The organism is Burkholderia cenocepacia, from assembly GCF_900446215.1.
GTDB lineage: Bacteria > Pseudomonadota > Gammaproteobacteria > Burkholderiales > Burkholderiaceae > Burkholderia > Burkholderia cenocepacia.
Map to the genome: position 1 here is coordinate 73,531 of NZ_UAQZ01000007.1, position 25,266 is coordinate 98,796.

The 25,266-nt window shown below is 63.6% G+C and carries 16 protein-coding genes, 2 tRNA genes, 3 rRNA genes and 1 riboswitch; of the genes, 13 read left to right on the top strand and 8 right to left on the bottom strand.

Translation table 11 applies throughout. From position 1 onward, the window contains the following. Window positions 1-545: 545 nt before the first annotated feature. The 6 genes from DTA15_RS14360 to DTA15_RS14390 all read left to right on the top strand — a co-directional run bounded on the left by DTA15_RS14360 (window position 546) and on the right by DTA15_RS14390 (window position 7,731). A 16S ribosomal RNA gene (locus tag DTA15_RS14360) occupies window positions 546-2,078 on the top strand. Window positions 2,079-2,141: 63 nt separating this feature from the next. Then, a tRNA-Ile gene (locus DTA15_RS14365) sits at window positions 2,142-2,218 on the top strand. A gap of 39 nt (window positions 2,219-2,257) precedes the next feature. Beyond that, window positions 2,258-2,333 (top strand) — tRNA-Ala (locus DTA15_RS14370). A 278-nt stretch (window positions 2,334-2,611) separates the two neighbouring features. After that, window positions 2,612-5,491 (top strand): 23S ribosomal RNA (locus DTA15_RS14380). A gap of 155 nt (window positions 5,492-5,646) precedes the next feature. Beyond that, window positions 5,647-5,759, top strand: a 5S ribosomal RNA gene (gene rrf, locus DTA15_RS14385). The 16S, 23S and 5S rRNA genes sit together here with 2 tRNA genes alongside, the layout of an rRNA operon. A gap of 547 nt (window positions 5,760-6,306) precedes the next feature. Next, window positions 6,307-7,731 carry a DHA2 family efflux MFS transporter permease subunit gene (locus tag DTA15_RS14390; protein ID WP_012493569.1) on the top strand — a complete coding sequence of 475 codons (1,425 nt, stop codon included), beginning with the start codon at window positions 6,307-6,309 and terminating at the stop codon, window positions 7,729-7,731. 263 nt (window positions 7,732-7,994) lie between these two features. Here DTA15_RS14390 and DTA15_RS14395 read toward each other — a convergent pair whose 3' ends face one another. The 3 genes from DTA15_RS14395 to DTA15_RS14405 form a co-directional block, all read right to left on the bottom strand. After that, window positions 7,995-8,756, bottom strand: a complete 762-nt coding sequence (locus DTA15_RS14395) for a 2OG-Fe(II) oxygenase (RefSeq protein WP_012493568.1) — start codon at window positions 8,754-8,756, stop codon at window positions 7,995-7,997. Between the two features lie 277 nt (window positions 8,757-9,033). Continuing rightward, complete coding sequence (locus DTA15_RS14400) at window positions 9,034-10,626, bottom strand: inorganic phosphate transporter (protein WP_006488499.1); 1,593 nt, start codon at window positions 10,624-10,626, stop codon at window positions 9,034-9,036. Between the two features lie 165 nt (window positions 10,627-10,791). After that, window positions 10,792-11,382 (bottom strand): histidine phosphatase family protein, encoded by a 591-nt coding sequence (locus tag DTA15_RS14405; protein ID WP_012493567.1) that lies wholly within the window; start codon window positions 11,380-11,382, stop codon window positions 10,792-10,794. 50 nt (window positions 11,383-11,432) lie between these two features. After that, window positions 11,433-11,571: riboswitch (cobalamin riboswitch) on the top strand. Window positions 11,572-11,604: 33 nt separating this feature from the next. Here DTA15_RS14405 and DTA15_RS14410 point away from each other — a divergent pair. After that, window positions 11,605-11,814 carry a CbtB domain-containing protein gene (locus DTA15_RS14410; protein WP_006488502.1) on the top strand — a complete coding sequence of 70 codons (210 nt, stop codon included), beginning with the start codon at window positions 11,605-11,607 and terminating at the stop codon, window positions 11,812-11,814. A gap of 13 nt (window positions 11,815-11,827) precedes the next feature. Continuing rightward, window positions 11,828-12,556 carry a CbtA family protein gene (locus DTA15_RS14415; protein ID WP_006488493.1) on the top strand — a complete coding sequence of 243 codons (729 nt, stop codon included), beginning with the start codon at window positions 11,828-11,830 and terminating at the stop codon, window positions 12,554-12,556. A 22-nt stretch (window positions 12,557-12,578) separates the two neighbouring features. Here the strand turns inward: DTA15_RS14415 and DTA15_RS14420 are convergent, their stop codons facing one another. Continuing rightward, on the bottom strand, window positions 12,579-13,487 hold the full coding sequence (locus tag DTA15_RS14420) for a LysR family transcriptional regulator (RefSeq protein ID WP_012493566.1): 909 nt from the start codon (window positions 13,485-13,487) through the stop codon (window positions 12,579-12,581). A 127-nt stretch (window positions 13,488-13,614) separates the two neighbouring features. Between DTA15_RS14420 and metE the strand changes: the two genes are divergently transcribed. Next, window positions 13,615-15,909, top strand: a complete 2,295-nt coding sequence (metE, locus tag DTA15_RS14425; protein WP_006488503.1) for a 5-methyltetrahydropteroyltriglutamate--homocysteine S-methyltransferase — start codon at window positions 13,615-13,617, stop codon at window positions 15,907-15,909. 116 nt (window positions 15,910-16,025) lie between these two features. On the opposite strand, the gene DTA15_RS14430 is transcribed toward metE, so the two are convergent. Both DTA15_RS14430 and speB read right to left on the bottom strand, forming a co-directional pair. Beyond that, a complete protein-coding gene (locus tag DTA15_RS14430) occupies window positions 16,026-17,351 on the bottom strand; it encodes an MFS transporter (protein ID WP_006495119.1) in 1,326 nt (441 codons plus the stop codon). Between the two features lie 55 nt (window positions 17,352-17,406). Next, window positions 17,407-18,363 (bottom strand): agmatinase, encoded by a 957-nt coding sequence (gene speB, locus DTA15_RS14435; protein ID WP_006488491.1) that lies wholly within the window; start codon window positions 18,361-18,363, stop codon window positions 17,407-17,409. A gap of 140 nt (window positions 18,364-18,503) precedes the next feature. On the opposite strand from speB, the gene DTA15_RS14440 reads away from it, so the two are divergent. Continuing rightward, on the top strand, window positions 18,504-19,415 hold the full coding sequence (locus DTA15_RS14440) for a LysR family transcriptional regulator (RefSeq protein ID WP_012493564.1): 912 nt from the start codon (window positions 18,504-18,506) through the stop codon (window positions 19,413-19,415). 64 nt (window positions 19,416-19,479) lie between these two features. Here DTA15_RS14440 and DTA15_RS14445 read toward each other — a convergent pair whose 3' ends face one another. Further along, a complete protein-coding gene (locus tag DTA15_RS14445; protein ID WP_006488501.1) occupies window positions 19,480-19,944 on the bottom strand; it encodes an Lrp/AsnC family transcriptional regulator in 465 nt (154 codons plus the stop codon). A gap of 134 nt (window positions 19,945-20,078) precedes the next feature. Here DTA15_RS14445 and DTA15_RS14450 point away from each other — a divergent pair, with 134 nt between their 5' ends. From DTA15_RS14450 to DTA15_RS14460, 3 genes are all read left to right on the top strand, one after another. Continuing rightward, the gene (locus tag DTA15_RS14450; RefSeq protein ID WP_006488495.1) at window positions 20,079-20,699 is read left to right on the top strand and encodes a LysE family translocator; all 621 of its coding nucleotides are present in this window, start codon (window positions 20,079-20,081) and stop codon (window positions 20,697-20,699) included. Window positions 20,700-20,972: 273 nt separating this feature from the next. Further along, the gene (locus DTA15_RS14455) at window positions 20,973-22,562 is read left to right on the top strand and encodes a S53 family peptidase (protein ID WP_006493562.1); all 1,590 of its coding nucleotides are present in this window, start codon (window positions 20,973-20,975) and stop codon (window positions 22,560-22,562) included. A 73-nt stretch (window positions 22,563-22,635) separates the two neighbouring features. After that, the gene (locus tag DTA15_RS14460; protein WP_006483848.1) at window positions 22,636-24,312 is read left to right on the top strand and encodes a S10 family peptidase; all 1,677 of its coding nucleotides are present in this window, start codon (window positions 22,636-22,638) and stop codon (window positions 24,310-24,312) included. A 74-nt stretch (window positions 24,313-24,386) separates the two neighbouring features. On the opposite strand, the gene nadE is transcribed toward DTA15_RS14460, so the two are convergent. Continuing rightward, a complete protein-coding gene (gene nadE, locus DTA15_RS14465) occupies window positions 24,387-25,235 on the bottom strand; it encodes an NAD(+) synthase (protein ID WP_006483847.1) in 849 nt (282 codons plus the stop codon). Window positions 25,236-25,266: the final 31 nt, after the last annotated feature.

The window sequence follows — 25,266 nt, forward strand, 5'->3', positions numbered from 1 at the left end:
AGGCGAAGAACCTCACATTCTAGTCCGTTCTTTGCACCATAAGCGGCCTCGTGCCCAGGCATGGCCGGACGGCCGAATTGCGGCGCTCGTAAAAAAGTTGCTTCAAGCCCCTTGCGCGATCGCCGTGAGCTGCATAGAATCACGCCTCTTTCGCGCTAACGGAAACGCGGCGCGGAAGGAAGGGAAGCAGTGCCGTTGGAGTTCGGAGGTAGCGAGCCTCGGCGGTACGGAAGTTGAGCCCCGCAGTCGCAACGAAGTCGTTCAGAAAGTTGTTGACGAGCTGCGAAACACGGTTCATAATCTCGCTTCTCTGCTGCTGAAAACGCAGCGCTGCTGAGGGGTTCAAGATCCCTCGCAGACATGCTCTTTAAAAATTAACAGCCGATAAGTGTGGGCGCTTGATGGCAGCGAGCTGATCCTCGGATCAGATAGCAAAAGTATCAAGAGTCTCACACTAAAGTAAGTCAGGTTTATGAAGTGATTCATATTCCTGTCAGCTTTGAGTGAGCGACCGGTTCGAAAGAACCGAAAACAGTAACAGGTTTGAACTGAAGAGTTTGATCCTGGCTCAGATTGAACGCTGGCGGCATGCCTTACACATGCAAGTCGAACGGCAGCACGGGTGCTTGCACCTGGTGGCGAGTGGCGAACGGGTGAGTAATACATCGGAACATGTCCTGTAGTGGGGGATAGCCCGGCGAAAGCCGGATTAATACCGCATACGATCCACGGATGAAAGCGGGGGACCTTCGGGCCTCGCGCTATAGGGTTGGCCGATGGCTGATTAGCTAGTTGGTGGGGTAAAGGCCTACCAAGGCGACGATCAGTAGCTGGTCTGAGAGGACGACCAGCCACACTGGGACTGAGACACGGCCCAGACTCCTACGGGAGGCAGCAGTGGGGAATTTTGGACAATGGGCGAAAGCCTGATCCAGCAATGCCGCGTGTGTGAAGAAGGCCTTCGGGTTGTAAAGCACTTTTGTCCGGAAAGAAATCCTTGACTCTAATACAGTCGGGGGATGACGGTACCGGAAGAATAAGCACCGGCTAACTACGTGCCAGCAGCCGCGGTAATACGTAGGGTGCAAGCGTTAATCGGAATTACTGGGCGTAAAGCGTGCGCAGGCGGTTTGCTAAGACCGATGTGAAATCCCCGGGCTCAACCTGGGAACTGCATTGGTGACTGGCAGGCTAGAGTATGGCAGAGGGGGGTAGAATTCCACGTGTAGCAGTGAAATGCGTAGAGATGTGGAGGAATACCGATGGCGAAGGCAGCCCCCTGGGCCAATACTGACGCTCATGCACGAAAGCGTGGGGAGCAAACAGGATTAGATACCCTGGTAGTCCACGCCCTAAACGATGTCAACTAGTTGTTGGGGATTCATTTCCTTAGTAACGTAGCTAACGCGTGAAGTTGACCGCCTGGGGAGTACGGTCGCAAGATTAAAACTCAAAGGAATTGACGGGGACCCGCACAAGCGGTGGATGATGTGGATTAATTCGATGCAACGCGAAAAACCTTACCTACCCTTGACATGGTCGGAATCCCGCTGAGAGGTGGGAGTGCTCGAAAGAGAACCGGCGCACAGGTGCTGCATGGCTGTCGTCAGCTCGTGTCGTGAGATGTTGGGTTAAGTCCCGCAACGAGCGCAACCCTTGTCCTTAGTTGCTACGCAAGAGCACTCTAAGGAGACTGCCGGTGACAAACCGGAGGAAGGTGGGGATGACGTCAAGTCCTCATGGCCCTTATGGGTAGGGCTTCACACGTCATACAATGGTCGGAACAGAGGGTTGCCAACCCGCGAGGGGGAGCTAATCCCAGAAAACCGATCGTAGTCCGGATTGCACTCTGCAACTCGAGTGCATGAAGCTGGAATCGCTAGTAATCGCGGATCAGCATGCCGCGGTGAATACGTTCCCGGGTCTTGTACACACCGCCCGTCACACCATGGGAGTGGGTTTTACCAGAAGTGGCTAGTCTAACCGCAAGGAGGACGGTCACCACGGTAGGATTCATGACTGGGGTGAAGTCGTAACAAGGTAGCCGTATCGGAAGGTGCGGCTGGATCACCTCCTTTCCAGAGCTATCTCGCAAAGTTGAGCGCTCACGCTTATCGGCTGTAAATTAAAGACAGACTCAGGGGTCTGTAGCTCAGTCGGTTAGAGCACCGTCTTGATAAGGCGGGGGTCGTTGGTTCGAATCCAACCAGACCCACCATTGTCTGGCGGTAGGTACACCTGAGGCAAATCTGTACATGGGGGCATAGCTCAGCTGGGAGAGCACCTGCTTTGCAAGCAGGGGGTCGTCGGTTCGATCCCGTCTGCCTCCACCAATCCTCAATGACAAACATTCGAATGACGATTGTTCGAGTCTTTGTCATTGGCGATTGAGCCAGTCAGAGGATATCAACAGATATCGGCTGTCGTTCTTTAACAATCTGGAAGAAGTAAGTAATTTGGATAGCGGAAGCGTCTCGAGATGGACGTGAAAACTATCCGGGTTGTGATTGTATCGATGTATCTCAAGATGATTCGAACTTCATTGTTCGGCTCGATTTGGAATACGGCACAACGCGAGAACTCAACCTGTAACGAGACAGACTCGTTATAGGGTCAAGCGAACAAGTGCATGTGGTGGATGCCTTGGCGATCACAGGCGATGAAGGACGCGGTAGCCTGCGAAAAGCTACGGGGAGCTGGCAAACGAGCTTTGATCCGTAGATGTCCGAATGGGGAAACCCGCCCTTTTGGGTCATCCTAGACTGAATACATAGGTCTAGTGAAGCGAACGCGGTGAACTGAAACATCTAAGTAACCGCAGGAAAAGAAATCAACCGAGATTCCCAAAGTAGTGGCGAGCGAAATGGGATGAGCCTTGCACTCTTTATTTGTATTGTTAGCCGAACGCTCTGGAAAGTGCGGCCATAGCAGGTGATAGCCCTGTAGGCGAAAACAGTATGAAAGAACTAGGTGTGCGACAAGTAGGGCGGGACACGTGAAATCCTGTCTGAAGATGGGGGGACCATCCTCCAAGGCTAAATACTCGTGATCGACCGATAGTGAACCAGTACCGTGAGGGAAAGGCGAAAAGAACCCCGGGAGGGGAGTGAAATAGATCCTGAAACCGCATGCATACAAACAGTCGGAGCCTCGCAAGGGGTGACGGCGTACCTTTTGTATAATGGGTCAGCGACTTACGTTCAGTAGCAAGCTTAACCGTATAGGGCAGGCGTAGCGAAAGCGAGTCCGAATAGGGCGTTCAGTTGCTGGGCGTAGACCCGAAACCAGGTGATCTATCCATGGCCAGGATGAAGGTGCGGTAACACGTACTGGAGGTCCGAACCCACTAACGTTGAAAAGTTAGGGGATGAGCTGTGGATAGGGGTGAAAGGCTAAACAAACCTGGAAATAGCTGGTTCTCTCCGAAAACTATTTAGGTAGTGCCTCGTGTCTCACCTTCGGGGGTAGAGCACTGTCATGGTTGGGGGGTCTATTGCAGATTACCCCGCCATAGCAAACTCCGAATACCGAAGAGTGCAATCACGGGAGACAGACATCGGGTGCTAACGTCCGGTGTCAAGAGGGAAACAACCCAGACCGCCAGCTAAGGTCCCCAAATATAGCTAAGTGGGAAACGAAGTGGGAAGGCTAAAACAGTCAGGAGGTTGGCTTAGAAGCAGCCACCCTTTAAAGAAAGCGTAATAGCTCACTGATCGAGTCGTCCTGCGCGGAAGATGTAACGGGGCTAAGCTATATACCGAAGCTGCGGATGCGAGCTTGCTCGCATGGTAGGAGAGCGTTCCGTAAGCCTGCGAAGGTGCCTTGTAAAGGGTGCTGGAGGTATCGGAAGTGCGAATGCTGACATGAGTAGCGATAAAGGGGGTGAAAGGCCCCCTCGCCGTAAGCCCAAGGTTTCCTACGCAACGTTCATCGGCGTAGGGTGAGTCGGCCCCTAAGGCGAGGCAGAAATGCGTAGCTGATGGGAAGCAGGTCAATATTCCTGCACCATTGTTAGATGCGATGGGGGGACGGATCGCGGAAGGTTGTCCGGGTGTTGGAAGTCCCGGTCGCTGCATTGGAGAAGGCGCTTAGGCAAATCCGGGCGCGTAATTCAAGGGTGTGGCGCGAGCTCCTTAGGGAGCGAAGCAATTGGAAGTGGTTCCAAGAAAAGCCTCTAAGCTTCAGTCTAACGATGACCGTACCGCAAACCGACACAGGTGGGCGAGATGAGTATTCTAAGGCGCTTGAGAGAACTCGGGAGAAGGAACTCGGCAAATTGGTACCGTAACTTCGGGATAAGGTACGCCCTTGTAGCTTGACTGGCCTGCGCCAGGAGGGTGAAGGGGTTGCAATAAACTGGTGGCTGCGACTGTTTAATAAAAACACAGCACTCTGCAAACACGAAAGTGGACGTATAGGGTGTGACGCCTGCCCGGTGCCGGAAGATTAAATGATGGGGTGCAAGCTCTTGATTGAAGTCCCGGTAAACGGCGGCCGTAACTATAACGGTCCTAAGGTAGCGAAATTCCTTGTCGGGTAAGTTCCGACCTGCACGAATGGCGTAACGATGGCCACACTGTCTCCTCCCGAGACTCAGCGAAGTTGAAGTGTTTGTGATGATGCAATCTACCCGCGGCTAGACGGAAAGACCCCATGAACCTTTACTGTAGCTTTGCATTGGACTTTGAACCGATCTGTGTAGGATAGGTGGGAGGCTATGAAACCGGAACGCTAGTTTCGGTGGAGCCGTCCTTGAAATACCACCCTGGTTTGTTTGAGGTTCTAACCTTGGCCCGTGATCCGGGTCGGGGACAGTGCATGGTAGGCAGTTTGACTGGGGCGGTCTCCTCCCAAAGCGTAACGGAGGAGTACGAAGGTACGCTAGGTACGGTCGGAAATCGTGCTGATAGTGCAATGGCATAAGCGTGCTTAACTGCGAGACCGACAAGTCGAGCAGGTGCGAAAGCAGGTCATAGTGATCCGGTGGTTCTGTATGGAAGGGCCATCGCTCAACGGATAAAAGGTACTCTGGGGATAACAGGCTGATACCGCCCAAGAGTTCATATCGACGGCGGTGTTTGGCACCTCGATGTCGGCTCATCTCATCCTGGGGCTGTAGCCGGTCCCAAGGGTATGGCTGTTCGCCATTTAAAGAGGTACGTGAGCTGGGTTTAAAACGTCGTGAGACAGTTTGGTCCCTATCTGCCGTGGGCGTTGGATATTTGAAGGGGGCTGCTCCTAGTACGAGAGGACCGGAGTGGACGAACCTCTGGTGTACCGGTTGTCACGCCAGTGGCATCGCCGGGTAGCTATGTTCGGAAGAGATAACCGCTGAAAGCATCTAAGCGGGAAACTCGCCTTAAGATGAGATATCCCTGGGGACTAGATCCCCTTGAAGGGTCGTTCGAGACCAGGACGTTGATAGGTCAGGTGTGTAAGCGCAGTAATGCGTTCAGCTAACTGATACTAATTGCCCGTAAGGCTTGATCCTATAACGAGTCTGCCTTGTAGATCGGCGCCGTGCGAAAGCACCGGTCGCGATCCAAAGCGACATGTTGAATTCTCGTGTGTGATACACACAACTCAAAATTACTGCTTCTTCCCAGATTGGTTCTGTTGGCCACGCCAGCAGAACAACCCTCTTTGCCTGATGACCATAGCGAGTCGGTCCCACCCCTTCCCATCCCGAACAGGACCGTGAAACGACTCTACGCCGATGATAGTGCGGATTCCCGTGTGAAAGTAGGTAATCGTCAGGCTCCCTAAGCCAGAAACCCCCGCCCGAAAGGCGGGGGTTTTTGCATTGGTGCGCCAGAAAAATCGTGCGGCGAAGCGTTGCCAAGGCTACGTCCACTGGCTCCCCGCTGACGCAATCAATCGGAGCGCCGAGCCCGCCAGTTCCACACTCGCTGTTCGTGCCGTCCGGCATCTCCCGCCACTTCCTTTTGCCAATCGGACCTATTCCTCTTCGGGCCGGCTCCAGCTAATGCTGCACATCCAGCGCCGATAGCTGTGATGGCCGGTGATGAGCGATGTTGATCGACGATGATCGATAAATACCGCTTCCTGACGAAGACCTCGCTTCATCTCTCGACGCTTCGGTGTGCCACATCAAATGCCTCACTCCGCGAGCGCAGCGCGAAATCGTCATAAAAAATCTATGCGCATAAAGTTCATTCGCCCGGCATGCTCGACAGAGCGGAGAGCAAGCCCTTCGGGGTAATATCGCCGTTCGTCCCGATTCGCCGGTGCGTGTCTGCATCCCCGGCGGTCGGCGTCTTTGGCCTTCCGTCTCCTGCATCGTTCATGACTGACAGCCCCGCCCAAAGTGGTCGGACGACCGACTTCTTGCCGTATCTCGTCGCCGCGACGTTCTTCATGGAGTACCTCGACACGACCGTGATCGCGACTGCGCTGCCGCAAATGGCCAGCTCGTTCGGCGTCGGACCGAATGCGCTGAGTCTCGGGATGACGGCGTACATGCTGGCGCTGGCGGTGTTCATTCCGATCAGCGGCTGGATCGCGGACCGCTATGGTTCGCGTACCGTCTTCGCGAGTGCGATCGTCGTCTTTACCGGCGCGTCGGTGCTGTGCGGGCTGTCCGAAGGGGTGATGTCGTTCACGGCTGCGCGGCTGCTGCAGGGTGTCGGCGGGGCAATGATGGTGCCGGTCGGCCGGATGATCGTCGTGCGCAGTACCGAGAAGGCGAGACTGATGCGCGCGATCGCGACGATCACGTGGCCGGGCATCGTCGCGCCCGTCGTCGGGCCGCCGATCGGCGGCTTCATCACGACCTACGCGTCATGGCGATGGATCTTCCTGTTGAACGTCCCGTTCGGTCTTGCCGCACTCGTTTGTACCTGGCTGATCGTCCGGAATACGCGGGCCGACGAGCAACGGCCGCTCGACTGGGTCGGCTTCGTACTGGCCGGTGGCGCATTGACGTGCCTGCTGATCGGCACGGAAGCGGCCGGGCAGCAGGATGTCGACTTCACGCGCGCGGGTGTCCTGGTGGGCGCAAGCGTGCTGTTCGGCATCGCCGCGTGGCTGCATGCGCGACACAGCGCGCATCCGCTGCTCGATTTCACGACGCTGAAGGTGCCGACGTTCTCGGTGACGGTGATCACCGGTTCGATTACGCGGATGGCGATCAACGCCGTCCCGTACCTGCTGCCGCTGCTGTTCCAGATCGGCTTCGGGCTGTCGCCGTTTCAGTCAGGCCTGCTGCTGCTCGCGAGCGCGCTCGGCAATCTCGGGATGAAGGCGGGGACATCGTGGATCCTCGACCGTTACGGCTTTCGGCGTGTCGCGCTCGTCGACGTGACGATCGTCGGCATCTTCACGATCGCATGCGGCTGGCTCACCGCGTCGACGCCGTTGGCGATCACGCTGTTCGTCGTATTCGTCTACGGGCTCACGCGGTCGATGCAGTTCACGACGCTCGCGACGCTGGCCTATGCGGATATCCCGTCTCACCAGACGAGCGCGGCCAGCACGCTGTGGAGCGCCGCGCAGCAGATGACGATCGGGATGGGGATCGCATTTGGCGCATTGTCGCTGCGGCTAGCGGCATTGGTGCGCGGCGATGCGGCCGGCATGCACTACGTGCTCGACGATTTCCGCTGGGCGTTCGTCGCGGCGGGCGTGCTCGCGCTGCTGACGTTGCCGGGCTATGCACGGCTGGCTTCCAATGCTGGCGACCGGCTGCGGGCCAACATAGCGCGAGGATAGGCCCGACTGCAAATCGAATTTGCGGTGCAACCAGTGAGTGCGCTTGTTTTTCGGCGCTCACCCGAGGCGCCGATTCGTCCCGGTGGCGATCGCTTGACGATCAGCGTAACCGGTTTGCCGTCACCGCGGGCGAATGGGCTTGGGCCTGCCGGGCAACCATGCTGGACCGCCGCGCTCTCCGGACAATGACGTGCGGTGCCGGAACGAGCATCAAGGCCGAATGCGATATGCGGACGACAGTAGCGCCGTCGTCCCGATTCCCGCTACTGCGCATCATGGAAGATGATGCCGATCGTGTGGCGATGGCCGCTTCGAATCCGGCTGACGCCGTGGCGCAAGTTGACGCGATAGACGCCGCGGGTTCCCTGCACCGGCCGGCCGTGCACCGCGAAGATCACGGCGTCGCCTTGTGTCAGCGGCACCACTTCCGCGCGCGACTGCATGCGGGGCCGTTGTTCCGTCAACACGAACTCCCCACCACTGAAATCGCGGCCCGGTGCCGACAGCAGGATCGCGACCTGCAGCGGAAACACGTGCTCGCCGTACAGGTCCTGATGGAGACAGTTGTAGTCGTCGGCGCCGTATTGGAGGATCAGCGGCGTCGGTCGCGTCTGTCCCGCCGCATGGCAGCGATCGAGGAACGTCGCATGCTCCTTCGGATAACGAACGTCGACTCCGAGTGCCTGGTTCCAGCGATTTGCGATCGGCGCGAGATGCGGGTAGAGCGTCGCGCGCAGCTCGGCGATGACCGCAGGCAACGGATACGCGAAATACTTGTATTCGCCGCGGCCGAAGCCGTGCCGGGCCATCACGACACGTGAACGATAGAGTGCATCGTACGGATAGAGCGACGCGAGTGCATCGCACTCGCTTGCCGACACCAGGCCCGGTACGCGCGCGCATCCGTAGCGATCGAGTTCGCCCTCGACCGTCGGCCAGTCGAGGGCGTCGACGCGTTGCGCGATGTCCAGCGATTCGACGGCAGGTTGCAGATCGGCAATGTTCACGGGCGTACCTCTGGGCATCGGCGGTGTGGGGCCGTGCAGTCGCGCACGGTCGAGTCCACGATGGAAGTTGATGAACCCAGTCTAGCGGCGTCCATGCGCCGGTACGCTCCAGATCTTGCGCTTTAATTCGGATGATGAAACAGCGAAAAGCGGGCTGCGGCATCGGCACACTGAATGTGGTGAGGTACCAGAGAGGTGGCGGAGGAGAAGGAGAAGCGGAGAGGTAGCGAAACGCCAGATCCAGCCTATCGCGGCGGATGGCCGGCTCCCGCCCGCCACCCGCCGCGTCCACAAATCAGGCCAGCGACCGGAACAACCAGTAAAGCCCCGCCGCGAGTGCGATCGACGCCGGCAGCGTCAGCACCCACGCGAGAACGAGGCTGCGCACCGTGCTCCATTGCAACCCGGAACCGTTCGCCGCCATCGTGCCCGCGACGCCCGACGACAGCACGTGAGTCGTCGACACGGGCAGCCCGTACATGTCGGCGGCACCGATCGTCAGCATCGCGACGAGTTCGGCCGATGCGCCTTGTCCGTAGGTCAGATGCTGCTTGCCGATTTTTTCGCCGACGGTCACGACGATGCGCTTCCAGCCGACCATCGTGCCGAGGCCCAGCGCGATCGCGACGGCGACCTTCACCCACGTCGGAATGAACTTGGTCGCGTGGTCGAGCTGCTTGCGGTAGTTGTCGATCGCGAGCTTGTCGGCGGCGGCGAACGCGGGTTGCCCCGACTTCTCGATCAGGCGAATGGCCTCGGACACGAGGTACATCGTGTTGCGCACGTTGTCGACGTCGCGTTGCGGCACGGCCGCCATCGAGCCCGACGCGCCGACGGCGGTCGCGAGCGACGTGGACAGCTGCGCGACGGCCGGCAGCACGGCGGGTGTCAGTTCACGGTGCTGCACGTAATGTTCGACATCGGCACGCGGGTTCGCGGACGGCGCGATGCCGTTCGTGTACTTCCCGAACGTCGCAGCCGCCTGGTTCGCGACCGCCACGAAGGTCTGCGATTCGGCGGGCGTGACGGCCTTGTTCAGCGCATACGCGGTCGGCACCGTGCCGATCAGGATCAGCATGATGAGCCCCATCCCTTTCTGCCCGTCGTTCGACCCGTGGGCGAACGACACGCCGGTGCAGGTGAGGATCAGCAGGCAGCGAATCCAGAACGGCGGCGGCTGATCCTTCGGCGGCTCCTTGTACAGCTCCGGAATCCGCACGAGCGCCTTCAGCACGAGCAGCAGCAGCGACGCGCACAGGAAGCCGACGATCGGCGAGAGCAGCAGCGACTTGCCGACCCCGAGCGCCTGGCCCCAGTCGACGCCGCTCGTGCCGGACGGCCCATGCATCAGCTGGTTCATCAGCCCGACGCCGATGATCGACCCGATCAGCGTATGCGAGCTCGACGACGGCAGCCCGAAATACCAGGTCGCGAGGTTCCACACGATCGCGGCGATCAGCAGCGCGAACACCATCGCGAAGCCCGAGCCGCTGCCGACCTGCAGGATCAGCTCGACCGGCAGCAACTGCAGGATGCCGAACGCGACGGCGCCGCTCGAGACCATCACGCCAAGGAAGTTCCACATGCCCGACCAGATCACCGCGACGTTCGGCGTCAGCGAGTGCGTATAGATCACGGTCGCGACCGCATTCGCGGTGTCGTGGAAGCCGTTGACGAATTCGAAGCCCAGCGCGATCAGCAGGGCGGCGCCGAGCAGCAGGTACGGGAACAGCGTCCCTTCGCGGACCGGCGCCAGATCGGCGACCAGGTGGGTGGCGATATAGACGGCGCCGAGCACGAGCACCAGCAGGAAGGCGGCATAGCCGACCTGCCGGGTGCGCGCGACGGAGCCCGGATTGTTCGGGGCGGACGAAGCAGGTTGATTCATGACGGCATCTCGTAAGGGAACCGCGTCCGATCCTAGCTGCGGCTAGCAGTCAGTTTGATGACAGTCGGGACGACGAACGGTGTGTCTTACGGGGATGTAAGGCGAGTGGCGGCATGCGAGGCAGCGAGTCGCGTCGATCACTCACATAGTGAACACGACAGCGGCTTACGCGCCGGTATCGCGCTGCTCATCATCCGTCGCCGCCAACGTCCAGCCGGCCGGCGACGCTACGAACGTCGTGCACGACAGCGGCGCAACGTCGAGACGCGCGGCCGCGGCGTGGTCCATCCGCAGCACATGCGCGATGGCCGCGCGGACGATCGGCGCATGCGTGATCGCGATGACGTCGCGCTCGCGCGGCAACCCGTCGAACCACGTGCCGACCCGACGTGCGGCGGCGTCGAACGATTCGCCGCGATGCGGCGACGCGGACGGCGTGCCGATCCACGTGGCAAGTTCGTCAGGCAGATCGCGTGCGAGATCGTGCAGCCGCTTGCCTCGCCAGTCGCCGTAGTCGATGTCGCGCAGCGCGTCGTCGATGTCGGCGTGCAGCCCGAGTGCGTCGGCGGTCTGCGTTGCGCAGCGTGCCGGGCTGCACAGCACGAGCGAGCCGGCGATGGCCGTCCACCGGCCGTGCAGCGCGGCGGCTTCGGCAAGCCCGCGCGCGTCGAGCGGATCGTCGTCGGGAAACGTGCCGGTGCGCATCGCGCGGGTCGAGGCGTGCGCGATCAGGCGCAGCGAGGCATGCAGGTTCATGTCGGTGGTCGGATGATCCGGAGCGGGGCGCGCTTGCCCATCTGTCGTCGCTTCAATACGCGAACGTTCGCGCGTACAATTCGCCCGATACGAAGCGCGGAAGCCGGTGCAATTCCGGCGCGGTCGCGCCACTGTAACCGGGGAATCGATGATCCCGGAAGCCAGACCTGCCTTCGTACCCATCCATCATTTGTCGGGGCGCGATTCCCCTGAGGTGCATCCATGAGCGAAGCAGTGCTGAAGCCGGCGGTCGTGCCGGCACCCATCCCCGTCCGTGAGCTGTTGCCGTGGGCCGTGTTCGTCGGCCTGATCCTGCTGCTCGCCCTGTATTTCGTCGGTGCGGAACAGGGCGCGACGTCGCTCGTGCCGGGCATGTATGTCCACGAATTCGTCCACGACGGCCGCCATCTGCTCGGCTTTCCCTGCCACTGACGCGGAGTAAAAGATGGTCGGAAAGCTGCTCATGCGCGGGATGCTCGCAGGCATCGCCGCGGGCCTCCTCACGTTCGGTTTCGCGAAAGTCGTCGGCGAACCGCAGGTCGATCAGGCGATCGCCCTCGAAGAGAAAACCGCCGCCGCCCAAGGCGAGGCACCGGAGCCGGAACTGGTCAGCCGCCACACGCAGGCCGGCCTCGGGCTACTGACGGGCGTCGTGACCTACGGCGCGGCATTCGGCGGGCTGTTCTCGCTGGTCTTCGCGTATGCGTACGGACGCGGCAGCCGCCTGCCGGCACGGCCGCTGGCCGCCTGGCTCGCGCTGGCGGCGTTCGTCGCGCTCGTGATCGTGCCGAACCTCAAGTACCCGGCCAATCCGCCGTCGGTCGGCGACCCCGACACGATCGGTTATCGCACGGGCCTGTTCTTCCTGATGATCGCGATCTCGATCGCGACGATGGTGTTCTCGGTCAGCGTGCGCCGCCATCTGGTGGCGAAGCTCGGGCAGTGGAACGCGTCGATCGTCGCCGGGCTCGTGTTCATCGCGATCATCGCGGCCGTGCAGATCGGGCTGCCGTCGGTCAGCGAGTTGCCGGCCGATTTCCCGGCGGCCTTGCTGTGGAAGTTCCGCGTGGCGGCCATCGGCATGCAGGTGATCATGTGGACGACGATCGGCCTGCTGTTCGGTGCGTGGGTCGAACGCGGCGAACGCACCGGCACCGGCGTTCGCGCCGCCTGACGCACGGGCCAGGCGGGCGCGCCTAGCGCAGCATGCGCGGCGCGTTCCACGTCGATTCGCGCGCCAGCGCGACGAACGCGGCCAGATAGTCGATCGCGGCATCCGCTTCGCGGATGCCGAGGAAGATCTGCTTCGCGATGCCGTTCTTGCCGAGCTTGACCGGCACGACCGGCATCCGGTCCGCATACTCGTCGGCGAGCCACCGCGGCAGCGCGGCCACGCCGCGTCCGCTCGCGGCCATCTGCAGCATGATGTCGGTCGTCTCGATCGACTTGTGCCGCCTCGGCACGATGCCGGCCGGCGTCAGGAACTGGTTGTAGATGTCGAGCCGGTCGGTTTCGACCGGGTACGTGATCAGGATCTCGTCGGTCAGTTGCTCGGGCGTCACGTAGTCGGCATTCGCGAACCGGTGCGAATCCGCGACCACCAGCACCTGTTCGTAGTCGAACACGGGATCGAAGCGCAGCCCCGGCTTGTTCAGCGGATCGGGTGTCACGAGCACGTCGATGTCGTAACCGAACAGCGCGCCGATGCCGCCGAACTGGAAGCGCTGCTTCACGTCCACGTCGACGTCGGGCCAGCGCGACAGGTACGGCGACACGACTTTCAGCAGCCACTGGTAGCACGGATGGCACTCCATCCCGATACGCAGCGTGCCGCGCTCGCCCTTCGCGTACTGCTTCATCCGTTCCTCGGCGAGCTCGAACTGCGGCAGCAGCCGGTTCGCCAGCTTCAGCAGATACTGCCCGCCCTGCGTGAGCCGCAGGCCGCGGCCTTCGCGGTCCCAGATCGGCGTGCCGAGCTGCTGCTCGATTTTCCTGACGGTATGACTGAGGGCCGACTGCGTGAGGTGCAGCGCATGGGCCGCCGCGGTCAGCGAGCCCTGGCGCTCGACTTCACGAATGACGACGAGATGGAATCGTTCCAGCATGGCTTGCGCACACCCGACGAATACATGAAGAATGTTAATGGATGAATGAAATAATGCCATTTTATTTCATGGTTTGAAATCCCTATGATGGCTGCCGGATCTTCATTTTTCTCTGGACGGCAGCCTCATGGTCACGACACACAACCTCGGTTTTCCGCGCATCGGCGCGAAGCGCGAACTCAAGTTCGGTCTCGAACGCTACTGGAAGGGCGAATCGTCGCGCGACGAACTGAAGGCGCTCGGCGCCGAACTGCGCCGGCGCCACTGGCACGACCAGCGTGACCTCGATCTCGCGCCGATCGGCGATTTCGCGTTCTATGACCAGGTGCTCGACATGAGCTTCACGCTCGGCAACCTGCCGAAGCGCGTGCAGGATTTCCACGGCGATGCGCTCGACAACGCTTTCCGCGTCGCGCGCGGCCGGTCGGCGCAGTCGGCGGAGGCGCATGCCGCGTGCTGCGGCGGGGTCGCGGCCGGCGAAATGACGAAGTGGTTCGACACGAACTATCACTACATCGTGCCGGAGTTCCATGCGGACACGAACTTCTCGCTCGATCCGTCGCGTCTGCTGCAGCAACTGGCCGAAGCGAACGCGCAGGGCGTGAATGCGAAGCCGGTGATTCTGGGCCCCGTCACGTACCTGTGGCTCGGCAAGGCGAAGGACGATTCCGATCGCCTCGCGCTGTTGCCGAAGCTGCTGCCCGTGTACGGCGCGCTGCTCGACACGCTGACCGCGCAGGGCGTCGAATGGGTGCAGATCGACGAGCCGATTCTCGTCACCGAGCTCGATGCCGAATGGCGCCAGGCATTCCGCACCGCGTATGCGGCGCTCGAAACGCGCCGCATCAATCTGCTGCTCGCCACGTATTTCGGCCAGCTTCAGGACAACCTGACGCTCGCGGCGTCGCTGCCGGTCGACGGCCTGCATATCGACGCGATCAACGCACGCGACGAAGTCGACGCGCTGGTGCGTGAGCTGCCGCCCGAACGCGTGCTGTCGATCGGCGCGATCAACGGCCGCAACATCTGGAAGACGGACCTGAACGCGACGCTCGACTGGCTCGAGCCGCTCGCGAAGCAACTGGGCGACCGGCTGTGGCTTGCGCCGTCGTGCTCGCTGCTGCACGTACCGGTCGATCTCGCGAACGAGGCGAAGCTCGACGCGGAAATCCGCTCATGGCTCGCGTTCGCGCTGCAGAAGCTCGACGAGCTGAAGGTACTCGCGACCGCCCTGAACGAAGGCCGCGACACGGTGGCCGACGCGCTCGCCGCGAATGCCGCCGCGATCGAGTCGCGCCGCCGCTCGCCGCGCGTGAACAATCCGGCGGTGAAGGCCGCGATCGCCCGCATCGACGCGCGGCTCGGCAACCGCGCGAGCCCGTATGCGCAGCGTGCGTCGAAGCAGTCGGCGCGCCTGAACCTGCCGGCGTTCCCGACGACGACGATCGGCTCGTTCCCGCAGACCGCCGAAATCCGCCAGGCGCGCAGCCGGTTCAAGGCCGGCACGCTGGACGAAGCCGGCTATCGCACGGCGATGCAGGCCGAGATCGAACGCAGCGTCCGCGAACAGGAATCGCTCGAGCTCGACGTGCTCGTGCACGGCGAAGCCGAGCGCAACGACATGGTCGAATACTTCGGCGAACAACTCGACGGCTACGCGTTCAGCCAGTTCGGCTGGGTGCAGTCGTACGGTTCGCGCTGCGTGAAGCCGCCGATCCTGTTCGGCGACATCAGCCGCCCGAAGGCGATGACGGTCGAGTGGATCACCTATGCGCAGTCGCTGACGAACAAGCCGATGAAGGGGATGCTGACCGGCCCCGTGACGATCCTGAACTGGTCGTTCGTGCGCGACGACCAGCCGCGCTCGGTGTCGTGCTACCAGCTTGCGCTGGCGATCCGCGACGAAGTGCTCGATCTCGAGCAGGCCGGCGTGCGCGTGATCCAGATCGACGAAGCGGCGCTGCGCGAAGGGTTGCCGCTGCGCCGCGCGCAGTGGAGCGAATACCTGAAGTGGGCGGTCGAGTCGTTCCGCATCACCGCGAATGGCGTGCAGGACGATACGCAGATCCACACGCACATGTGCTATTCGGAGTTCAACGACATCATCGCGTCGATCGCCGACATGGACGCGGATGTGATCACGATCGAGACGTCGCGCTCCGACATGGAGCTGCTCGATGCATTTGACGACTTCAAGTATCCGAACGAAATCGGGCCGGGCGTGTACGACATCCATTCGCCGAACATCCCGACGCAGGATCACATCGTCGGCCTGATGAGGAAGGCGGCCGAACGGATTCCGGCGGAACGCCTGTGGGTGAACCCGGATTGCGGGCTGAAGACGCGTCAGTGGGGGGAAGTGATTCCGGCGCTGACGAACATGGTCGCGGCTGCGAAGACGCTGCGCAATCAGGTGCGGTAGCCACGCGGCAAGCACCGTGCGGCACCGTCGCGATCAACGATCGCGACGGCAAAAAAAAGCGGCCCGCAGAAGCGGGCCGCTTTCGTCACGCGTGCATTTGCGCGATGCGCCAGGCGTTACGCGGTGCGCGTGCCGCGCGGCAGCACCTCGTCCGTCTTGCCGGGTGCACCCGCATCGTCGATGCTGACCCGGCGCGAGATCAGCCACACGCACAGCGACGACAGCACGGCGGCACTCGCGTACTGGATCGCGAGCGGCCACCAGTGCGGCGTGGTGTTCTGCGCGATGACGGTCGCCACCAGCGGCGTGAGGCCGCCGGCGAGCGCGCCGCACACCTGGTACGCGATCGAGATCGCCGTATAGCGGATCCGTGCGACGAAGATGCCGCTGACGAAGCCCGCGACCACCGAGTAGTAGCCCGATTCCGCGAGCGTCGCGAGGCCGACGCCGACCGTGATCGACACCGGCGTGCCGAGGTGCACGAGCGGCAGCATCACGAACGGGACGATCATCGCCCAGGCGCCGGTGATCAGCAGCACGCGCGTGGTGCCGAAGCGTTGCGCGAGGAACGCGGCCGCGAGCTGCACGACGAACTGCAGCACCGCGACGATCGTCATGCAATGCAGCACCATCGACCGGTCGAGCGACAGGAACTGCGTCGCATAACTGATCATGAAGATGTTGCTGAAATACACGCCGGCGATCCCGTACACGTTCGCGCCGATCGCGAGCAGCAGCAGCGGCCAGTATTTGAGCGCTTCGCGCACCGGGTTCCGCGCGGTGTTGCCGCTCTTCCTGACTTCCTCGAACTCGGGCGACTCGGACACGCTCGCGCGGATCACGAAGCCGACGACCAGCAGCACGGCGCTCGCGAGGAACGGCACGCGCCAGCCCCAGCTCATCATGTCGTCCTTCGACAGCGTGCTGATCGCGCCGAACGCGAGCATCGACAGGATCAGGCCGCTCGCGCTGCCGAGCTGCGCGAACGACGCGAAGAACGTACGCTTGCCTTCCGGCGCGTGCTCGCCGGCCAGCAGTACCGCGCCGCCCCATTCGCCGCCGACCGCGATGCCTTGCAGCACGCGCATCAGCACGAGCAGGATCGGTGCGACCACGCCGGCTTGCGCGTGGGTCGGCAGCAGGCCGATCGCGACCGTCGACACGGCCATCAGCATCAACGTTGCGAGCAGCGACCGCTTGCGGCCGAAGCGGTCGCCGAGATAGCCGAACAGCACGCCGCCGAGCGGCCGCGCGAAGAAGCCGACCGCGAACGAGCCGAACGACGCGAGCAGGCTGATGAAGCGGTTTTCGCCGGGAAAGAACAGCGGCCCGAATACGATGGCGGCGGCGGTCGCATAGCTATAGAAGTCGTACCACTCGATCGTGGTGCCGACGAACGAAGCGAGCGCTGCCCGCTTCGGTTGCTTGACGGAAGTCCCCATCTTTGTGTGTGCTCCTCTGGAATCCTCTGATTTGGAATAGATGGCGGTGCGGGGATCAGTCGCGGTACGCGACGCCCGGCAGCACGCACAGCAGCTCGTACGCGAGGTTCGCGCCGAGCAGCGCTGTGGTGCCGAACGGGTCGTACGGCGGCGCGACTTCGACGAGATCGCAGCCGACGATGTTCAGCCCCTTCGCGCCGCGGATGATCTCGAGCGCCTGCGGCACCGTGAGGCCCGCGATTTCCGGCGTGCCGGTGCCCGGCGCGTAGGCGGGGTCGATGCCGTCGATGTCGAAGCTGATGTAGACGGGCGCGTCGCCGATGCGCGCGCGCACTTCTTCCATCAGCGGCGCGAGCGACTTGTTCCAGCATTCCTCGGCCTGGACGACGCGGAAGCCCTGCTCGCGGCACCAGTCGAAATCCTCGGCCGCGTAGCCGGTGCCGCGCAGGCCGATCTGCGTGACCTTGTCGCCGTGCAGCAGGCCTTCCTCGACCGCGCGACGGAACGGCGTGCCGTGCGCGATCTTTTCACCCATCATCGTATCGTTCACGTCGGCGTGTGCATCGACGTGGATCAATGCAACCTTGCCGTGCTTGCGGTGGATCGCGCGCAGGATCGGCAGCGCGATCGTATGGTCGCCGCCGAGCGTGATCGGCTTGCAGTCGTGCTCGAGAATCGCGTCGTACGCGGCCTCGATGCGGGCGATCGAATCGTGCAGGTTGTACGGATTGATCGCGACGTCGCCGATGTCGGCGATCTGCAGCGAATCGAAGGGTGCTGCGCGGGTGGCCATGTTGTACGGGCGCAGCAGCACGGATTCGGTGCGGATCTGGCGCGGGCCGAAGCGCGCGCCGGTGCGGTTGGACGTGCCGAGGTCGAACGGCACGCCGACGAAACAGGCGTCGAGGCCTTCGGCGCTCGCCACGTGCGGCAGGCGCATCATCGTCGCGATGCCGCCGCAGCGCGGCATTTCATTGCCGCCGAGCGGCTGGAAATGGGTGTGGTCGTTCATGGGGGCGTCTCTTCCAGTGTGGGGTTGCCGTATCATGCGACGCGGCTTGGCGCACAGTTTTACGCGCTCCGCCGGGAAAGAAGAATGCGAAGATATCGACGTAAACATCGATTTTCATCGATGTATGGAAGGGGATGAACGTGCTGGGGAATCTGTCGACCCTCGATCTGCGGTTGATCCGCGTGTTTCTCGCGGTCACGGACGCGGGCGGCGTGTCGGCCGCGCAGGCGGTGCTGAACGTCGGCCAGTCGACGATCAGCGCGCAACTGTCGTCGCTCGAGACGCGGCTCGGCTACCGGCTCTGCGAACGCGGCCGCAGCGGCTTCTGGCTCACGCCGAAGGGCGAGCGGTTCCACGCGATGAGCCGCAAGCTGCTCGCGGCGCTCGACGAATTCGGGATGGCCGCGCGGCACATGGACCGCCAGCTGGTCGGCACGCTGAACATCGGCCTGATCGGCCATACGCCGGTGAGCCAGAATGCGCGGATCGCCGAGGCGATCGCCGCGTTCCGCACGCGCGACGAGGCCGTGCGCTTCTCGATTTCGGTGCGCGCGCCCGGCGATCTCGAGGAGAAGCTCCTGAGCGACGAGATCCAGATCGCGGTCGGCTATTTCTGGCACCGCGTGCCGTCGCTGCATTACACGCCGCTGTTCATCGAGCGTCAGGTCGCGTATTGCGGCCGCGGCCATCCGCTGTTCGACGGCGCGGGCACGCTGACGCCGGCCGACGTCGCGGGCTTCGAATGGGCGTGGCGCTCGTATCCGCTGCCCGAGGCGCAACTGTCGACGACGCCCGACCGCGTGACCGCGACCGCCGACAACATGGAGGCCGTCGCGCTGCTGATCCTGTCCGGCCACCATCTCGGCTACCTGCCGCAGCATTTCGCGGCGCCGTACGTCGCGCAGGGGCTGCTCGCGCCGCTCAATCCGGAGCAACTGCGCTACGACGTGACGTTCCACATGGTCGTCGCGCGCAACGGGCGCGGGAATCCGCTCGTGGAGGCGTTCCTCGAGGATCTCGAGCGCGCGCATCAAGCGCCGGACGTCGCATGACACCGGCGCAGCCGGCGATGTGAACGAGCGTTGCGGCCGGCCGGGCTGGCCGGCCCGGCGCGCATCACGGCACCGGCAAACCCGCGTCGTGCTTCACCTCGCGCAGCGACAGCGCGGATTCGATCGACGTCACGCCCGGCAGCATCCGCAGCGAATCGCGCAGGAACGTGCCGTAGTCGTCGAGGTCGCGCGCGACCACCTGCAGCAGGTAATCGGCCGTGCCCGCGACGTTGTGGCACGCGAGAATCCGCTCGATGCCGAGCACTTCCCGTTCGAACCGGTCGGCGACCTTGCGGTCGTGCGTCGCGAACCGCACGAGCACGAACGCGACCACGCCGAAGCCGAGCGCCTGGCGTGACAGCTGCGCACGATAGCGCTCGATGTAGCCGTCGTTTTCGAGACGTTTGAGGCGCCGGGCGCAAGGCGTCTCGGACAGGCCCACGGATTCGGCGAGCCGTGCGATCGGCAGCCGGCCGTCGCGTTGCACCGCAGCGAGGATCGCGCGGTCGGTTTTGTCGAGGTCGATCATGTTGGCGGAATCCTTGTTCTGATAGGGGGATTGTGGCGGATTCCACCACGAATCGCCAAGCCTCAGCCAAAGATGGCCAATAATCCCTCCTCCTTCAGCGGCAACATATCGTCATTGGAGGACGGGGGCGGACCATGATTTCCACGCATTTGCTGTTGATTTATCTCGCCGCGCTGGCGGCCATTTATGCGGTGCCGGGGCCCGACATGGCGCTCGTGCTGCAGACCAGCATCGGCCGCGGCGTGCGGCCGGGGATGGCGGCGGCAGCCGGCCTGTCGCTCGCGCGCACCGCGCACGTGACGCTGTCGGCGTGCGGCGTCGCGGCGCTGATCCGTAGCGCGCCGTGGCTGTACGAAGTGATTCGCTACGGCGGCGCGCTCTATCTCGCGTATGTCGCGATCCAGGTGTTCCGCTCGCCGGTGTTCGCGCTCGGCGACGGCGACGCGGCGGCGGGCGAGTTGCGGCAGTCGTTCGTGAAGGGGCTGCTGACCAACCTGCTGAACCCGAAGGCGCTGCTGTTCTGCTCGGTGCTGCTGCCGCAGTTCGTGCGGCCCGAGGCCGGGCCGGTCGTCTGGCAGATGTTCGAGCTCGGCGCGCTGCTGGTGGCGGCCGGTGTGTGCTTCGACCTCGCGTGCGTGTTCGGCGCGTCGCGCATCGCGGCGTGGATGCGTGCGCATCCGCTCGCGCAGACGGTGCAGCGCTGGACCTTTTCCGCGGCGCTGATCGGGTTCGCGCTGCGGCTGTCGATGGACTGAGCGTCGTCGCGGCATGGTCGCCGCGCGGGCCGATCGGCCCTGCGGCGCGCCGTGAGGGATCGATGCAGGCCGCGCGCAATGCCGGCCTTCGCGCGCATGCCTTGCCGCAGCAGGGCGTGCGCGCAAATCGTCTGACTGTTCTAAACTTCCTTTAACTTCGCGCGGTCGCACACGCGCTGTCGCGAACCGACTGACCGAACGGAACCGTCTTCCGCAGGCTATGTCCGATTTCCTGGCTGTTCCGTGCAACGCGGTACCAAGGAGGGTCTGAACATGGCAAGGCATCTTCAAGCCGACCGTGAGCCCCGCATCGTGGCCGAGTCCAAGTGCCTCGGCCAGTGCGATCCGGCAGAACGCATTCACGTCACGATCATGTTGCGGCGGCAGGAAGAAGGGCAACTCGATGCATTGGTTCACCAGCTCGCCACCGGCGACGCCCGCGCAAAACCGGTGTCGCGCGACGCTTTCGCGCAGCGTTTCTCCGCCAATCCCGACGACATCCGCAAGACCGAGGCGTTCGCGCGACGTCACCAGTTGACGGTCGATCGCGTCGATCCGGTCGAAAGCGTCGTCGTGCTGTCCGGCACGATCCGGCAGTTCGAAACCGCGTTCAGCGTGAAGCTCGAGCGTTTCGAGCATCGTTCGATCGGCCAGTACCGCGGCCGCTCGGGCCCGATCGCGCTGCCCGACGAGCTCGGCGATGCGGTGACGGCCGTGCTCGGCCTCGACAGTCGCCCGCAGGCGCGGCCGCACTTCCGCTTCCGTCCGCCGTTCAAGCCGGCGCGCGGCGCGGCGGCCGTCACGTTCACGCCGATCCAGCTTGCGTCGCTGTACGACTTTCCGGCCGGCGACGGCGCCGGGCAATGCATCGCGATCATCGAGCTCGGCGGCGGCTATCGCGCGGCCGACATCCAGCAGTATTTCCGCGGGCTCGGCATCACGACACCGCCCAAGCTCGTCGACGTGAACGTCGGCACCGGCCGCAATGCGCCGACCGGCGAGCCGAACGGCCCGGACGGCGAAGTCGCGCTCGACATCGAAATCGCCGGCGCGATCGCACCGGCCGCGAAGATCGCCGTCTACTTCGCGCCGAACAGCGACGCAGGCTTCATCCAGGCCGTCAACGCGGCCGTGACCGACAAGACGAACCAGCCGTCCGTGATCTCGATCAGCTGGGGCGGCCCGGAAGCGATCTGGCAGGCGCAGTCCGCACACGCGTTCAACCGCGTGCTGCAGGCGGCCGCCGCGCAGGGCATCACCGTCTGCGCGGCGTCCGGCGACAGCGGCTCGGGCGACGGGCTGCAGGATGGCGCCGATCACGTCGACTTCCCCGCGTCGAGCCCGTACGTGCTCGGCTGCGGCGGCACGCAGCTCGACGCGCTGCCCGGGCAGGGCATTCGGAGCGAGGTCACGTGGAACGACGAGGCGTCGGGCGGCGGCGCGGGTGGCGGCGGCGTCAGTGCGCTGTTCGACCTGCCGGCGTGGCAGCAGGGGCTGAAGGTCGCGCGCGCCGACGGCAGCAGCACGCCGCTCGCGAAGCGCGGCGTGCCGGACGTCGCCGGCGACGCGTCGCCGCAGACGGGCTACGAAGTGTCGGTGGCCGGCACGCCCGCGGTGATGGGCGGCACGAGCGCGGTCGCGCCGCTGTGGGCCGCGCTGATCGCGCGGATCAATGCGGCGGCCGGCGCGTCGGCCGGCTGGATCAATCCGGTGCTGTACAAGCATCCGGACGCGCTGCGCGACATCACGAAAGGATCGAACGGCACCTATGCGGCCGCGTCGGGCTGGGACGCGTGCACGGGCCTCGGCAGCCCGAACGGCGCGCAGCTCGCCACGATCCTCGCGCGCAAGCCGTCGAGCTGACGCGCCGGCGCACGCCTTTCCGTTCGACGCGGGTGGTCTGCCCGCGTCTTTTTTCACCTCCAGGAGCAGCACGATGGGCATCGATTCCGCATCTTCCGGCGGCGTGTATCCGCTGCATCACGGCGACCACAATTCGCATGGCGTGCCGCCGACCATCAACCCGGTCGCGCTGAGCCACGGCCGCGATCAGCCGTTCTTCGACCCGGTCGCGTACGGCAACGGCCCGGACGATTCGGTGACCGACACGACCGAGGCGGCCGCGATCACGCACCACACGATCCTGATCGACGGGAAACGCATCGCGTACACGGCGACGGTCGGCCATCTGGTGACCGTCGATCCGAGCAGTTCGCAGCCGGCCGCGAAGATTTTCTACGTCGCGTTCACGGCCGACGGCGCGAAGGAGGAAACGCGGCCCGTGACGTTCTTCTACAACGGCGGGCCCGGTTCGTCGTCGGTGTTCGTGCTGCTCGGCTCGTTCGCGCCGAAGCGCATCAAGACGTCGATGCCGGGCTTCACGCCGCCCGCGCCGTACCAGATCGAAGACAACCCGGACAGCATGATCGACCACAGCGACCTGGTGTTCATCAACCCGGTCGGCACCGGCTATTCGGCGGCCGTCGCGCCGAACAAGAACCGCGACTTCTGGGGCGTCGACCAGGATGCGAATTCGCTGAAGCAGTTCATCAAGCGCTACCTGACGAAGAACAACCGCTGGAATTCGCCGAAATACCTGTTCGGCGAATCGTACGGCACCGCGCGCAGCTGCGTGCTCGCGTACAAGCTGCACGAGGACGGCGTCGACCTGAACGGCGTCACGCTGCAATCGTCGATCCTCGATTACCGGCAGGCCGGCAACCCGGTCGGTACGCTGCCGACCGCCGCGGCCGATGCGTGGTATCACAAGAAACTCGGCATCAAGCCGCCGCCGAGCGATCTCGGCGCGTTCGTCGAGGAAGTCGCGCAGTTCGCGCGCACCGACTATCTGAGCGCGCTGCGCGCGGTGCCGCATGCGAACCCGGCCACCGTGCAGAAACTGTCGCAATACACGGGCATCGATACGGCGACGCTGCAGTCGTGGGGGCTGAATATCGCCGGCTACGACGCGCGCGGCAATTCGCTGTTCCTGACGACGCTGCTGCATGCGCAGGGGCTCGCGCTCGGTTCGTACGACGGCCGCGTGACCGGGATCTCGTCGGGTATCGCCGGCAAGATCGACCCGAATTCGGGCGGCAACGATCCGACGATGACGGCCGTGACGGGCGTCTATACGGCGATGTGGAACAGCTACCTGAACGAGCAGCTGAAGTTCACGTCGAATTCCGCGTTCACGGACCTGAACGACCAGGCGTTCCAGAACTGGGATTTCAGCCACATCGACCCGACCGGCGCGCAGCAGGGCATCGATGCGCAGGGGAACGTGATCCTCTACACGGCCGGCGACCTCGCCGCGGTGATGGCGTTGAACGTCGACCTGAAAGTGCTGTCGGCGAACGGCTTCTACGATTTCGTCACGCCGTTCTACCAGACCGTGATCGATCTGCAGCAGATGCCGCTGGAGGACCAGAAGGTGCGGCAGAACCTGTCCGCACGGTTCTATCCGTCGGGGCACATGGTGTATCTCGACGGCGGCTCGCGCACCGCGCTCAAGCGCGATCTCGCGACGATGTACGACGCGACGGTCAGCGATACGGGCGCGCGGATGCGGATTCGTGCACTGCAGGCGAAGAAGACGGGCGGGCACGCGTAGCGTTGCCCGTCCCGAGCGTGCCGCGCGCGGCCGTGACGGTGCGCGCGGCGGTATGTCGGTAGCCGGGGGCCGGCTTACGCGGCCGGCCAGTCGAACATCGTGTACGGCAGCGCGCGCTTGTGGCGCGAGCCGTCGTAGAAGCGCAGCACCGTTTCGTAGACGCGGTCGGCGACCGGCTTGCCTTCGAGGAAATCGTCGATCTCGTCGTAGGTCACGCCATACGCGTGCTCGTCCGGGCGCAGCGGGCGCAGTTCCTCGAGGTCGGCCGTCGGCACCTTCATCACGATCAGCTCCTCGCCGCCGAGCGCGCGCGCCACCCCGCGCACGCGGCGCTTGTTCAGGCCCGCGAGCGGCAGGATGTCCGCGCCGCCGTCGCCGAACTTCGTGAAGAACCCCATCAGCGATTCGGCCGCGTGATCGGTGCCGATCACGATGCCGCGCCGCGCGCCGGCCACCGCGTACTGCGCGATCATGCGCTCGCGCGCCTTGATGTTGCCGTGCACGAAATCCTGTTGCGCCGGGGTGTCGAACGCGTGGCCGGAGGCGACCAGCGAACGGAGCATCGCATCGGCGGCCGGCTTCACGTCGACCGTCAATACCTCGTCCGCGCGCACGAACGCCAGCGCGCGCTGTGCATCCTCCTCGTCGTTCTGCACGCCGTTCGGCAAGCGCATCGCGATGAAGCGCGCATCGTAGCCGTCGGCGCGCAGGCGCTCGACCGACAGTTGCGCGAGCCGGCCGGCCGTCGACGAATCGACGCCGCCGCTGATGCCGAGCACGTAGGTCCGCAGGCCGGTCGAACGAAGGTACTGCGCGAGGAAATCGATGCGGCGGTCGATTTCGGCTTCGGCGTCGAAGTGCGGGGCGACGTTCAGTTCGGCAATGATCGCGCGTTGGCGGCTGGCGTAATCGGCGGATGTCATGAAGGAAGTTCCGGAACGAAATGCAAGGCGC

Coding starts and splice junctions, on each gene's coding strand:
- speB (WP_006488491.1), bottom strand. CDS start 18,363: ATGAACGACCACACCCATTTCCAGCCGCTCGGCGGCAATGAAATGCCG.
- DTA15_RS14410 (WP_006488502.1), top strand. CDS start 11,605: ATGAGCGAAGCAGTGCTGAAGCCGGCGGTCGTGCCGGCACCCATCCCC.
- DTA15_RS14415 (WP_006488493.1), top strand. CDS start 11,828: ATGGTCGGAAAGCTGCTCATGCGCGGGATGCTCGCAGGCATCGCCGCG.
- nadE (WP_006483847.1), bottom strand. CDS start 25,235: ATGACATCCGCCGATTACGCCAGCCGCCAACGCGCGATCATTGCCGAA.
- metE (WP_006488503.1), top strand. CDS start 13,615: ATGGTCACGACACACAACCTCGGTTTTCCGCGCATCGGCGCGAAGCGC.
- DTA15_RS14450 (WP_006488495.1), top strand. CDS start 20,079: ATGATTTCCACGCATTTGCTGTTGATTTATCTCGCCGCGCTGGCGGCC.
- DTA15_RS14390 (WP_012493569.1), top strand. CDS start 6,307: ATGACTGACAGCCCCGCCCAAAGTGGTCGGACGACCGACTTCTTGCCG.
- DTA15_RS14400 (WP_006488499.1), bottom strand. CDS start 10,626: ATGAATCAACCTGCTTCGTCCGCCCCGAACAATCCGGGCTCCGTCGCG.
- DTA15_RS14420 (WP_012493566.1), bottom strand. CDS start 13,487: ATGCTGGAACGATTCCATCTCGTCGTCATTCGTGAAGTCGAGCGCCAG.
- DTA15_RS14395 (WP_012493568.1), bottom strand. CDS start 8,756: ATGCCCAGAGGTACGCCCGTGAACATTGCCGATCTGCAACCTGCCGTC.
- DTA15_RS14405 (WP_012493567.1), bottom strand. CDS start 11,382: ATGAACCTGCATGCCTCGCTGCGCCTGATCGCGCACGCCTCGACCCGC.
- DTA15_RS14455 (WP_006493562.1), top strand. CDS start 20,973: ATGGCAAGGCATCTTCAAGCCGACCGTGAGCCCCGCATCGTGGCCGAG.
- DTA15_RS14460 (WP_006483848.1), top strand. CDS start 22,636: ATGGGCATCGATTCCGCATCTTCCGGCGGCGTGTATCCGCTGCATCAC.
- DTA15_RS14430 (WP_006495119.1), bottom strand. CDS start 17,351: ATGGGGACTTCCGTCAAGCAACCGAAGCGGGCAGCGCTCGCTTCGTTC.
- DTA15_RS14445 (WP_006488501.1), bottom strand. CDS start 19,944: ATGATCGACCTCGACAAAACCGACCGCGCGATCCTCGCTGCGGTGCAA.